Genomic DNA, 11,075 nt, shown 5'->3' with positions numbered 1-11,075 from the left:
CAGTGAGTAACGGTCTCCGCGGGCTGACGTTAACCACCGGGGCGTCTGGGCTGATCTGCGCGGTCGGCGCCCGTTGCTGCGACCTTTGGCTGATCGGGTCTGGGCTGCGCTCGGGGTTGTCAACGGCGTTGGGGCGTCTGAGGCCGGACTTCGTCTCCGGCCACGACCGTGGCCAGGTCCTCGTTTACGTGGCGGTGGTGCTGGGTGGGCGCGGTGTCGGTGGCCGGGGCCACGAACCTGCTGTCGGCCTCGCGGGCGGTGCTGGGTCAGATAGCCTCGACCCCGACCACGTGGCGGCGCTGACCGAACTCGACGCGGGCCGCCCTGGCCCTGGTCGCGAAGGCCCGCCCTGCCCACCGGCGGGCGACGTGTACCAGGCTGGCTGCCCGGCCCGGCGGATTCCCGTGGCTGCGGGTGGCCGAGCAGGACTGGACCGGCTGGATCGTGCTCGACGTGGACGCCTCGCTGGTGGAGTCGCATTCCGACACGGAAAGGCGCCACGGGCACGTAACAAGAAGCACGTGTTCGGGCTGCGCCCGATTGTCGTGTCCTGCGCGGACCCCGGCGAGATCCTCTAGGTGCTGCGGCCTGGGAACTCGGGCTCCAACACGGCCGTCGGCCACGTGGCTGTGCTGTCCGAGGCGGCGTTGACCCTCGGCGGCCAGGTCCGCCGCGGCGTCCACGTCGCTGAGGTCGCTGGACTGCTCACCCTCGCTGAGGTATGGCCCGAGGGCATGCGGTTGATGGCCTGCACTGTGTATATCGGTCACCGGCGGTAGTTGACGTACAGTACGCGGCCGATAACTAGAACCGCGAAGCCGGAGAGCAGGTTTCCCACGATGGCAGTGCCTGCACTCTGGTCTTCCCAGCTCCCGGTGACAGTAATGGCGACTACCACTACTTCGAGGATCGCTGCCACGATTCCTAGGGTCCAGAGTAGGCCACGTCCGAAGGCCGCCCAGCTGCTGTGATTACGTTCGGCCAGGTCGGGTGGTTCGGGCGGGACGCCGATGGCCGCCTCGATCGCGTCTCGGATCTGTCGCATCTGATCGTTCACGGCCCGGGCAAACGATACTGAGGCCCGATCGTCCATCGGGGGCCGTCCGGCGCCTGGCCCGTAGCGGCTGATCGGCGCCGGCTCGACGCCTTTCTGGATTATTTGCAGGTAGCCGTAGTGGAGCATGGTTGCCGGTTTGAGCGCCACCGCGGCTACTTCGCTGATGTGCAGTTGCCGTTCGCCCTTGAGGGCGGGACCCATACCGTTCTTGCCGATAGTGATCCACTGCCCGTCGAAGGCTGCGTAGCCGAGCACACCTCGCGCCCGCAACGGCTTGGTCTCGGCGTCGGCTGCCGGACGGCTCACCTGCGGTATGGGCGGCGGGCTCGCCTGCGGTACGGGTGATGGGCCGACTGGTGCGGCGATCGCCGTGGTGTCGGCTACAACCAACGAACCTTCGCCCATGCCAAGCTTCCGAGGGCGCTGCGGTGATGGCCCGCTCACCACACGGTGGTAGACGTACTCGTAGAGTTCGTCGACGGTGATCCGGCCGTCCCGGTCAAGGTCGGCCGCGCCTGTCCCGATGCCCGCGACGACGGCTTCGGTGAAGTAGGACGGCCGGATGATTGCTGAGTTGACGTCCTCAAAGCTGGCCTCCCGCTCGCCGGACGCCGTCAGCACCGCGACCCCGCTGCCTTCTGGCAGGCCCCGGACGAGGACATCGACGTCGGGCTCTACGGTGGTCCGGGCTTGCATACCGGCGATGAAGCCACCGCTGAAGCAGCAGTCGACCAGCACCACCGTAGATTTGGAACGGCTGTCATAGACGCGGTCACGTACCCACTCGGCAGCAACCGCGGTCGCGCTCGGATACTGCTTTTCGGTGTCGGAGAACGCGAAGTAGAGCTTGCCGTGCCTGTCCGGCAGCCCGTGAGAGGAGAAGTACAAGACATTGAGGGCGTCATCGACGCGTGCCTGTTGCAGGAACTCCTCAATGGCGCGTTGCGCCTCGCGCGCGGTGCAGTCCACCCGGGGCGACACCTCGGTGTACCCGGCTTCGTGCAGAACCCGGCCCAGCTCTTCGACATCGTGCCGAGGCGACCGCAGCTGCGCCAGAGAGTCGTCGGCGAACGTGCCGCATCCGATCAGCAACGCCCTGCGCCGCCGGGATCTCTCCCTCATGACGCATCGTTCACGCTGCGCAGGAAAGCGCTCACGAGCTCGTCGCGTTGTGCTTTCGACACCCGCCCGCGAAACCGGTTGCCACCGATCTCGACCTCAACGTCGGATGGCTGACGGCTCAACCACGAGGCGATGACCCCCATGAGACTCTCTACCACCATCGGCGCCAAAGTGATCGCCAACGCCCCGAACGCGACCAGGCCGCCGGACTTCGCGCCCTCCGGAGCCGTCCCAGAGTCAGCCAACTCAGCGTTGTCCACGTCGGTGGCGAGCACCTCCCGTTGCAGCTCAGAAACTAGTTCTGCCACACCGTCGGCATCGAGACCGGCGCACACCACGAGTACAGACATGTGAACCTGATCCATCGAGACCACCAATTCCGTCAGCTAGGCACGGCGCGAGGCAACCGCGACTCTAGCGACTCTCGATGTGATCATCACCGACCCCACAGCGCTTCGGGCACACCCGGGGGGGTGAGGATGCTGTTGATCGGCTGGTTGCTGTCTCGTTGCCTGGAGTGCGTTCACTCCACGGGAAGTGAAGCCGGGGTTTGTCGGCGGCGAACTCGGTCCCTGCTGACCGAACCGGCGGCGCCGTGGCCGAGGGTCATCGCAGCCCTAGTCCGGCCGGGCGCGGGCCCAGGGGGTAGAACCCGGAGCGGGAGACCGCCAAGGGCCACGACATCATCAGTCGCGCGGGTCATCCCTGGGGGACACACCGACCGGCGTGTCCGGTCGTACCCTCAACACCATGGCCGCCACAGAGGACCTCGCCACCCGCATTCAGACCCGTCTGACCAGTGCGCTTTACGCCCAGGAGCGCGGCACCTTCAGTACCGCTTGGCCCGCCCTGGCCGGCGAGGACGGCGTACCCCGACTCACCTTGGACCAGGTCGCCCGGCTCGCCGCCGCCGAGGCCACCGAAGCGCGTGTCGAGCCGTGATGGACGGAGGAGACATCGCCGCCTCAGTCGGGTCGCAGCCTCGGTCGTCGTCTCAATCGCCGCCCTGATCGTGTCGAACCGCTCACTCAGGGAAGCACGGCGCGCAGCCACTTGCCGCCGAACTGTCCGCCCGGGCCGCCGTACGGCAAGCGGAAGCCGCCGAGTCCGCCATCCCTCCTCCGCCACCACAAGTCGCATGGCGCATCAACTATGTCGCCGGACAACTATACGTATTGCGGAACGTCGGGGCCGGAACGCGACGGGAGTCAACATCGGGGAGAACGACTTCGTTCTCATGGAATGGGCTGACGACGACGTCCCGGTGACCGGCCCGTGCAGTTTTGGCACACGGCGAGTGACCCGACCCCGCTGCGGACGGCTGCGACGCGAGCGCCGTTCCTGTAAGCGTCTGGGCCGACAGCCGATGCTCCAGCTCTTGGAGTATGAGCGACTCGTACCAGAGGCGATCAAGCTCAACGCCGCCAGCGCAGGGCTATCGCAAAGCTGTTTCGACGGGAACGTCGCAGCTACGCGCCAGGGCTTCGAGCCCTGGCCGACCGCGCCGCAGTGCAGGACTGGATGGAGGAGTGGCGCTGGGCACGTCTCGCGGGACAAGCGTTCACTCCAATACCTCAGTCTCCGAACCGCGCACCTCGTAAGTTAGCTGGCATGCAACTTGTGCGTCTCCGTCAGGGGCGACCGCCGCCTCCAACAACAGCGAAGTAAGGAGTTCGCTCGCAACCTCTATGTCGGTTGCAGGCGGGATGGCCGCTTCAGCCGTGATCGAACTTTCTGATGCATCGGTCTCGGTGGAGACGTTTTCAAGATCCCCTGCCTCCTCTGCGAGGAGTAGCGCCTCCAGGATGCGGTTGGCTTCTTTCCGGAGCCGGTCTGCGGGTATTCGCCCCTCGGGCCGATCGCTCGGGGCGACCTGCAACGTGACGCGAACCCGCATGACAGTTTCCCGTCCCTCATTTCTGGCCAACACCGGAGTTTCCGTGCCCACCTCAACAATTGCTGGCCGTAGTCCAAAGGATTGGTGGGTTTGAAGTGGGCCTGCCGAGAGTGCTCCTTGCATGGGCAGATCACGTCGCAGCTCTTCGAGTGAACTTCGAAGGTGAACCCACGGACGTACAGGATCGCGAACACCCTCTCGACCTCTGGATCGGGGTGATGGGGGTACAAACGCAGGGGGTCATCGATGATCTCCATAGAGGTCTGTACGCTACCTCCCTCTAACGACACGATCGGCACTCTGGTTACGCAACGGACTTAGCCACAAAACCCTGGGCTTTCTATGCGACTTTCATTCATATATTTTTTGATCAACTTGGGGCAACCGAGACGGACACCATGTCCGTCGGCAACATATCGCCTATCCGGTAGACCCGAGTAGAGATAGCCGTTTGGTTGAGTCGGCCTGGGCCGTGGTGTAGGGATTGCCCTGGTCCGTTTTCCCCAGGCCGCTCGCCGAACCGCCGCGCCGGACCCCGCAGCGGGCCCCTCCACGACCGCCGTGAGGCGTAGTTCGATGCCGCCCAGGGCCTGGGGGGATCTCGCTGCCGCAGTACCGGTACCGAGTGACCGGACTAACGCGATGTTGAGCAATTCGACTCCGTCGACTGTTGGCCGTTTCCGCGATCGGAGGTGGTTCGACTGCGGAGCAAAACATGGTATGGAATTTCGGCGCCGGTGACAATTCGCGTTAGAACAACTAGAGACCGATGGCCGGGAACAGGCGGCCGAGAATCGGAATTGGCCGGAATGCTTCGGCATGCCGGACGCCTATCCGCTGTCCGTGCAACCTACCGAGCGCCTCAGTCATGGGGCCGAAGTGTTCATTGATCGGTTGAGACCGATGGCATCGTAATGCACGCATTTTGATTTCGAATGTCTCGGTGATATCGATGATGGCGGGTAGGTAAAGGGGATGGCCGAGTCTGTTGAGGTTGTTGTAGCCGTCAGAGGTATATAGGCGTTGTGGGCGGCCGGCAGAAATCACGATCTCGGGGATTGCTGCGAGCACAGCGTGGGCGGCGTGCTGATGCTCGGGGTGTATGTCGTCTGTTGGGTGAGTGATCACCACAGCGGGTTGACTTTCTTTCAGGACTGTCTGGATGGCCTCGATGGTTAGGTAGTCGAGTTGACGGAGTTGGGCGCCGAGAACCGTGGCTCCTGCCTCGGCTTCGTCGTCGCGTGTTTCGTCATGGCGGGGCGTGACGATGGTAATCTCCCAGCCGTCTCGGGCGTGGCGCGCAAGAGTTCCTCCTGCCCACAGTTCGGCGTCGTCGGCGTGGGCCATGATGGTCATAATGGACGGGGCGGCTACCACAGGCCGAGTTCTTCCACGATCTGGGCGGGTGCCGGCAGTGCCGGGCTTGGTATGGCGGTCGGGATTAGTGGTAGGGCTACGGTGGGGTTGAGGCGGATCATGGTGCGCCATTTGATGGCGATGTCGAGTTGTGCGGCGACGGTTCGGCCGCGTCCGGTAGTGAGGCGTCCGGATTGAGGTAGGTCGTCGAGGGTGAGGCCGTCCGTGAGGAGCGTTGCTGCGGTTTTGGCGCCGATGCCGGGGATGCCGGGGATTTCGTCGGCGGGGTCGCCGGCTAGGGCGCGGAAGTCGGCCCATTGGGCGGGTGTGACCTGGTGCCGTTCGTACACCTGGGCCGGGTCAACATGGCGCTTGCCGGCGCGGAATCTGGTGTTGAGGACGAGGACGCGTTCGGTAACGAGCTGGTAGTAGTCACGGTCTCGGGACATGATCAGCACGGGTCGCGGAGGTGGTGTGGCGGCGACGAGGGTGGCGATCACGTCGTCGGCTTCCTCGTGGTCGATTTCGATCCATTTGATGCCGTGGTTGTCGAGGCCTCGGCGGACGTCGGGCAGGTATTGGAGTGGTTCGAGGGCTGCGGCGTCGGTGGGTCGGTTTGCCTTGTAGCCGTCGTGTTCTGCTTTGCGTGCAGTGCTGCCGTGTTCGCCGTCGAAGACGACGATGATCTCGGGTCGGCCGCCGGGTACCTCGTTGCGTACGGCGACGCGTAGCAGCGCGAAGAACGCGAACAGGCCGGTGAGGGTGCGGGTTTTGTCGCGGGAGTAGATCGGGGCGGGGAAGCCGAAGGTGGCTCCCCAGAGGAGGTTGTGGCCGTCGACGAGGAGCAGCGGCGGCGGTCGGTCGTCTGGGGGTGCGGCGTCGGCTATCGGGAGCATGTGTTGCTGGATGCGCGGGTGACCGCCCATCAGCTCACCACCTTCACGAGCAGGTCAGCGATCTGGGCGGGCCGATAGTCCCGCGAAAGGTAGTAGCCGGCCCGTGAGGTTCGGCCGTACGTTACCGGGTCTGCGAGCAGATCGTGGGCGGCTCGCCACAGTGCTCCTGGTCCGTGTGGGCGGGGTACGACGACTCCGCCTTGTCCGATGAGTGCGGGCAGGTTGTCCACGTCGTAGGCGATGACGGGTGTGCCGCCGGAGAGGGCTTCGAGGGCGACCAGGCCGAATGTTTCGGCCAGGGAGGGGACGATGACGGCGCTGGCGTCGGCGAGCCAGCCTGCTGTTGAGCGCCATGGTAGGCCGGGAAGGATCGTGAGCTGGCGGTGTGTGGCCGCTTCGGCGCGGCAGGCTTGCAGGAGACGGGTCTGGTCTCCGGCTTGCGGTTCGAATCCGGCGTCGGCGAGGGCGACGTGAGTGGGCCGGTGGATGGGGGGCGTGGCGGTGAGGAGTTCGTGGACGCCTTTCTCGGGTCCGAGTCGGGCGAGGATCTTGATCGGGGCTTGTTGGCGGAGGTGTTCGCGGTGTTCGGTGTCGGGGGCGGCGGGGTCGGTCAGCAGCGGGTTGGGGACGACTCGCCATCGTGTGGTGTCGTAGCCCCGGGCTGTGGCGCGGTGCAGGACGACGGTGGACGGGGCGATGACCGCGGTGGGGTGGCGGGCGAGCGCGGCGTGGAGGTCGGCGTCGTGGCCGACGACGTGGATAGCGAGGATCCGGCGGCTGGGGGCGTTGGTGGGCATGACCCGGCCGAGTCCCCAGAGCCCGTCGACGTAGATGGCGATGTCGACCTGGTGGCGGCTGTAGATCGCGAGTAGTTCGTGTTGTAGCGGTTTGGCGGCTTGGTTGATGGCGGTGCGGAGGGTGTCGTCGGTGGTCGGGGTGGGGATGTGTAGGGCGTTGATGTGCGCTATCGGGATGCCGGTGTAGCTGGTGCCGGCGGTGGGGTCGGCGGTGATGATGACGGGGTGGTGTCCGAGGGCGCGGAGGCCGGCGGCGGTGGCGGCGACGGCGCGTTCCATTCCGGCGGGGGCGTCGGGTCGCCAGGACGCCAGGACGAAGGCGATGGCGGTCATGCGGGTTGTACTCGGTGCGGGAGGGTGAGGTCTTCGATCGGGTGGCCGTGCGGGATGGGGTGTTCCCATGGGAAGCGCACCCAGTCGTTGACGTCCCAGAGCCAGAGGCGGGGGTTGTGGTCGGAGCCGGTGTTGCGGCAGAGGGCTGCGGTGTGAACGGTGCAGGTGGCGGCTAGGTGCGGGGCGAGGGCGGGTAGCAGCGTGGTGAAGGTGGCTCCGCTGCCGCTGATGTCGTCGACGAGTAGGACGTTGCCGTGTAGCCGTCGGCCGCGTAGCCGTACGACGAGCGGGTGCAGGTCGTGGCTCACCGTTCCGGTGGCTTGGTGGTAGGGGTCGTCGGTGGTGTTGTGCTTCGCTGTGACCTGGTAGGTCGGTGTCCGCAGGGCGTGGGCGATGGTGGCGGCCGGGGTGAGGCCGCCGTTGGCGATCCCGACGACGGCGGTGATGTTTCCGATCCGGTCGGTGGCGGCCTCGGCCAGCATCCGGGCGCCGTGCTGGAAGACGTCCTGGGTGAGTCGCAGGATCCGTTGATGGGCGAAGACGCGTTGTGGGTGGGCCGGGTGGTGGTTCATGCTGATCCGTCCTTCCCGGTCAGGGTGAGGTCCGTGGCCTGGTGTAGCGGGCGCAGGCCGGTGATCTGCGCGGCGTGTGGGGAGTTGCGCCAGACGCGGCCGTCGGCGCGGATGACGGTGAACCCGCTGGCGGCCTCACGGCTCCGTAGGCGTACTCGCAGGTCGGGTGGGGCGTCGAGGCGGTTGAGGATGTCGGTCGCTTCCGCGTCGGTGAGCATCTCTGCGGTCAGGTCCGCTGCGGCGCCGATGGGGAGCATCTGCAGGAAGGTCACTCCCCCAACGCCGAGGTGTGCGGCGAGGTCGATCGCGCGTTGCGCGTGTGTCTTCGTGGAGTTCATGAGGACCATCTGTGTCTGTACGGTCAGGCCGGCGGCGCGAGCTGCGTGGATGCCGTCGATGGCGCGGGTGAAGCTGCCCGCGCCGCGGATGGTGTCGTGGCTGTGCGGGTCGGGGCCGTCGAGGCTGACCCGGATCGCGTCGATGACCTCGGCGAGTTCGTCGGCGCGGCGGGCGAGGTGCCAGCCGTTCGTGGTGACCGAGAGCGCCGCTTTGCCGCCTGCGGTCACGGTGCGGGCGAGGTCGGCGAGATCGGGTAGCAGGAGTGGTTCGCCGCCGGAGATGTCGATGCCGAGGATGTCAGCGTCGGCGAGGACACCGGCAATGCGGTGCCGTTCCGGCCGGCCCGCTTCGGGGAGGCTGGTGTCGTCGAGGCATTGGGGGCAGTGCAGGTTGCAGCGCACCAGCGGGGACCAGCAGATGCTCAGCGGTGTGCTCCGGTTCTGTTTTGCGGGTGGGGCGATCGGCCAGGTGGTGACGTCGCGGTCGTCAAGGGTGAGGCGTCCGGGTGGCGCCGGGCGGGGTGCACGGTGGGTGAGGCCGGTTGCCGGGTCGTGGATGAGGTGGCCGTGGGCGCCGAAGGTCCGCCTCATCGCAGCCTCCGGGTCCGGGCGAGCAGCTGGTGGGTGGCGGCGCGGAACGCGGCGCGGCGGCCGGTTGGCGGTGGCTGAGCCAGCAGCCGCCGGTAGTACGCGACGCGCGGCGCGGCGGTGGCGAATTTGGCTTTCCACGCGTCGCCGGGGTGGGGTGGGTCGAGGTGGTAGCCGCGGGCTTGGCGCAGGGGGACGACTGTGCAGCCGGCGGCGATGAGTGCCGCGCCGAGGTGGGTGTCCTCGGTGCTCCAGCCGATGCCGAAGCCGGTGTCGAAGCCGCCGACGTCGAGTGCCACCGCCCGGGGCACAGCGACGAGTGCGGTGACGACCATCCGGGGTAGGTCCCAGTCGTGGTAGATGGCTGCGTTGCCGAGGTCGATCCAGTCGCGGGTGTGGTCGAGAGGACGCCCGTGGATGGGGCGTGTGTAGGTTTGGCCGCTGTAGAACATCGGCTGGTTGGCGGGGGCGCGCCAGTTGACCCGGTGGTCTTGTTCGAGGTCGGGTTCACCCGGGGGCAGTGTTGGCCTGCCGCTGGCATCGGGTTGGTAGGCGATGTTGTGGCGAAAGCCGACGAGGACAAGATCGTCTGCGGCGCGTGCGCCGATGTCGGCGAGGACGTGGTCGGGCAGCACCATGTCGGCGTCGAGGTGCACGATGGTGTCGCCTTCGGCGATCGCGATGCCGAGGTTGCGGGCGGTGGCGGCGCCGACCTGGTGGGGCAGCCTGACGGCGGTGTCGACGGTGTGGTGCGCGGCGATGATCGCGGGCGTGTGGTCGGTGGAGGCGTCGTCAACGACGATCACCTCGACCGAGGCGGCGGTGTTCGCGGCGGCCAGCGCGTCGAGGACCGGACCGAGGCTGTGGGCGTTGTTGTGGGTGGGGATGACGATGGACAGGCGGGCGGTCCGGTCGGGCCCGGGTGGTGTGAGGGCGTGCCAGTCGAGGGCGGTGCGGTCGGTGAACCGCTGGATGTGGGGTCGGTAGTCGTTGCCGCGCTCGCGCAGCGCGTCGGCGAGGGTGTGGCCCATGGTCACCATCCCCACCGGTCGAGGATCGTGGCGGCGTGCGGCCATCCGTCGGCGTGGTCGGGTATCCAGTGGATAGGTGGTCGTGCGGGTAGTGCGAGGAGGTCGGCCAGCGGTACGAGGTAGAGCGGCTCGGCGATGATCAGAATCTCCTCCGGGGTGCCGTCCACGTCGAATTCAGCAACAAGGCGGTGCCGGACGGCGGACCGTAGTTCGGCGGCGCGTGGCGCGTCGAGTGGTCGGTCGTACCAGGCGAGTGGGGTGTCGGCGGTGACGAGTCCGTGTTGCGCGGACAGGATGCGGATCCTCGCTCGCCTGGCCGGCGCGTCGCCCAGTCGCGCGCGTAGCGGGGGTACGCAGCCTCCGTCGTAGAGGTCCAGCGCGGGTTGCGGCTGCCCTGTGGTGCGCTTTTCCGCGCTGCATCCGACGATCACGAGTCGCCTCGTCGGGTCCGCGCCGAACGGCGCAGCGGTGACGGTCGGGTTCTGGGTCGGGGTGGTGTCTTTCATGGGGTCTTCACCAGCCGGATACCGATGCCGGGCGAGCGCAGGTCGTCCGGGGCGGCGTTGAGGAAGGTGCAGCGCGCGTAGAGGGGTCGGGAGGCGTAGGAGCCGCCCCGGATCACATGTCCTTGCCCCATGACGGGGGTGGCGGTCCACTCCCACACGTTGCCTGCCAGGTCATGCACGCCGTCGGGCGTGGCGCCGTCGGGGTGGCTGCGGACCGGAACCGGCCCGGTCGGTGAGGTGTCGGAGCTGGTGAGGTTCGCTCGCGCCGGTGTCCAGGGCTCGTCGCCCCACGGGTAGCGGCGTTGCTGGGCGCCGGCTGCGATCCATTCCCACTCGGTGGAGGTGGGCAGCCGGCCGCCGTGCTGCGCGGCGAGGTCCGTGGCCCCGGCGAAGTCGACGCCGGTGACCGGCAGGTCCGGGGCCGAGGTGGGCCACCCGAGTTGCCCGCGGGTCAGCGGCGTGATCGTCACGAGGAGGTCCGTGACCAGGCGGGGCCGTTGGGTGTCGCCGTAGCGGCAGGTCCCCCCTGCGACGGCTCGCCACCGCAGGGGCGTCACCAGCTTGTCGATCATGGATTCTCCA

The 11,075-nt window shown here is 67.3% G+C and carries 12 protein-coding genes; 1 reads left to right on the top strand and 11 read right to left on the bottom strand.

Annotated elements, in window-relative coordinates:
- Positions 1-766: 766 nt before the first annotated feature.
- Both O7627_RS11985 and O7627_RS11980 read right to left on the bottom strand, forming a co-directional pair.
- Positions 767-2,179, bottom strand: coding sequence for a caspase family protein (locus tag O7627_RS11985; RefSeq protein WP_278093575.1), 1,413 nt, complete (start codon positions 2,177-2,179; stop codon positions 767-769).
- Positions 2,176-2,529 carry a hypothetical protein gene (locus O7627_RS11980; RefSeq protein WP_278093574.1) on the bottom strand — a complete coding sequence of 118 codons (354 nt, stop codon included), beginning with the start codon at positions 2,527-2,529 and terminating at the stop codon, positions 2,176-2,178. The genes O7627_RS11985 and O7627_RS11980 overlap by 4 nt, the downstream gene beginning before the upstream one ends.
- Positions 2,530-2,929: 400 nt before the next feature.
- Here O7627_RS11980 and O7627_RS11975 point away from each other — a divergent pair, with 400 nt between their 5' ends.
- Complete coding sequence (locus tag O7627_RS11975) at positions 2,930-3,121, top strand: hypothetical protein (protein WP_278093573.1); 192 nt, start codon at positions 2,930-2,932, stop codon at positions 3,119-3,121.
- Positions 3,122-3,740: 619 nt separating this feature from the next.
- Here O7627_RS11975 and O7627_RS11970 read toward each other — a convergent pair.
- From O7627_RS11970 to O7627_RS11930, 9 genes are all read right to left on the bottom strand, one after another.
- Entirely contained in the window at positions 3,741-4,076 is a 336-nt protein-coding gene (locus O7627_RS11970) for a hypothetical protein (protein ID WP_278093572.1), read from the bottom strand.
- 759 nt (positions 4,077-4,835) lie between these two features.
- Complete coding sequence (locus O7627_RS11965; protein ID WP_278093571.1) at positions 4,836-5,423, bottom strand: PIG-L deacetylase family protein; 588 nt, start codon at positions 5,421-5,423, stop codon at positions 4,836-4,838.
- Between the two features lie 23 nt (positions 5,424-5,446).
- Complete coding sequence (locus O7627_RS11960; protein WP_278093570.1) at positions 5,447-6,358, bottom strand: 5'-3' exonuclease H3TH domain-containing protein; 912 nt, start codon at positions 6,356-6,358, stop codon at positions 5,447-5,449.
- Entirely contained in the window at positions 6,358-7,458 is a 1,101-nt protein-coding gene (locus O7627_RS11955) for a glycosyltransferase family 4 protein (RefSeq protein WP_278093569.1), read from the bottom strand. The genes O7627_RS11960 and O7627_RS11955 overlap by 1 nt, the downstream gene beginning before the upstream one ends.
- Complete coding sequence (locus O7627_RS11950; RefSeq protein WP_278093568.1) at positions 7,455-8,030, bottom strand: phosphoribosyltransferase family protein; 576 nt, start codon at positions 8,028-8,030, stop codon at positions 7,455-7,457. The genes O7627_RS11955 and O7627_RS11950 overlap by 4 nt, the downstream gene beginning before the upstream one ends.
- Complete coding sequence (locus O7627_RS11945) at positions 8,027-8,959, bottom strand: radical SAM protein (RefSeq protein WP_278093567.1); 933 nt, start codon at positions 8,957-8,959, stop codon at positions 8,027-8,029. Before O7627_RS11945 ends, O7627_RS11950 begins: the two co-directional genes overlap by 4 nt.
- Positions 8,956-9,996: a glycosyltransferase gene (locus O7627_RS11940; protein ID WP_278098254.1), complete on the bottom strand. Its 1,041-nt coding sequence runs from the start codon at positions 9,994-9,996 to the stop codon at positions 8,956-8,958. The genes O7627_RS11945 and O7627_RS11940 overlap by 4 nt, the downstream gene beginning before the upstream one ends.
- Complete coding sequence (locus O7627_RS11935) at positions 9,990-10,493, bottom strand: DUF6884 domain-containing protein (protein ID WP_278093566.1); 504 nt, start codon at positions 10,491-10,493, stop codon at positions 9,990-9,992. The genes O7627_RS11940 and O7627_RS11935 overlap by 7 nt, the downstream gene beginning before the upstream one ends.
- Positions 10,490-11,065: an SUMF1/EgtB/PvdO family nonheme iron enzyme gene (locus tag O7627_RS11930; RefSeq protein WP_278093565.1), complete on the bottom strand. Its 576-nt coding sequence runs from the start codon at positions 11,063-11,065 to the stop codon at positions 10,490-10,492. The genes O7627_RS11935 and O7627_RS11930 overlap by 4 nt, the downstream gene beginning before the upstream one ends.
- Positions 11,066-11,075: the final 10 nt, after the last annotated feature.

It is taken from the genome of Solwaraspora sp. WMMD1047, assembly GCF_029626155.1.
In the GTDB taxonomy this organism is placed as follows: domain Bacteria; phylum Actinomycetota; class Actinomycetes; order Mycobacteriales; family Micromonosporaceae; genus WMMD1047.
Note: the sequence above shows the minus strand (reverse complement) of the source record. Positions and strands in the feature narration are given on the sequence as shown.

Excerpts from the sequence above, each read along its gene's own strand:
- O7627_RS11985 (WP_278093575.1), bottom strand. The coding sequence starts at position 2,179 with ATGAGGGAGAGATCCCGGCGGCGCAGGGCGTTGCTGATCGGATGCGGC.
- O7627_RS11980 (WP_278093574.1), bottom strand. The coding sequence starts at position 2,529 with ATGTCTGTACTCGTGGTGTGCGCCGGTCTCGATGCCGACGGTGTGGCA.
- O7627_RS11975 (WP_278093573.1), top strand. The coding sequence starts at position 2,930 with ATGGCCGCCACAGAGGACCTCGCCACCCGCATTCAGACCCGTCTGACC.
- O7627_RS11970 (WP_278093572.1), bottom strand. The coding sequence starts at position 4,076 with ATGCGGGTTCGCGTCACGTTGCAGGTCGCCCCGAGCGATCGGCCCGAG.
- O7627_RS11965 (WP_278093571.1), bottom strand. The coding sequence starts at position 5,423 with ATGGCCCACGCCGACGACGCCGAACTGTGGGCAGGAGGAACTCTTGCG.
- O7627_RS11960 (WP_278093570.1), bottom strand. The coding sequence starts at position 6,358 with ATGGGCGGTCACCCGCGCATCCAGCAACACATGCTCCCGATAGCCGAC.
- O7627_RS11955 (WP_278093569.1), bottom strand. The coding sequence starts at position 7,458 with ATGACCGCCATCGCCTTCGTCCTGGCGTCCTGGCGACCCGACGCCCCC.
- O7627_RS11950 (WP_278093568.1), bottom strand. The coding sequence starts at position 8,030 with ATGAACCACCACCCGGCCCACCCACAACGCGTCTTCGCCCATCAACGG.
- O7627_RS11945 (WP_278093567.1), bottom strand. The coding sequence starts at position 8,959 with ATGAGGCGGACCTTCGGCGCCCACGGCCACCTCATCCACGACCCGGCA.
- O7627_RS11940 (WP_278098254.1), bottom strand. The coding sequence starts at position 9,996 with ATGGTGACCATGGGCCACACCCTCGCCGACGCGCTGCGCGAGCGCGGC.
- O7627_RS11935 (WP_278093566.1), bottom strand. The coding sequence starts at position 10,493 with ATGAAAGACACCACCCCGACCCAGAACCCGACCGTCACCGCTGCGCCG.
- O7627_RS11930 (WP_278093565.1), bottom strand. The coding sequence starts at position 11,065 with ATGATCGACAAGCTGGTGACGCCCCTGCGGTGGCGAGCCGTCGCAGGG.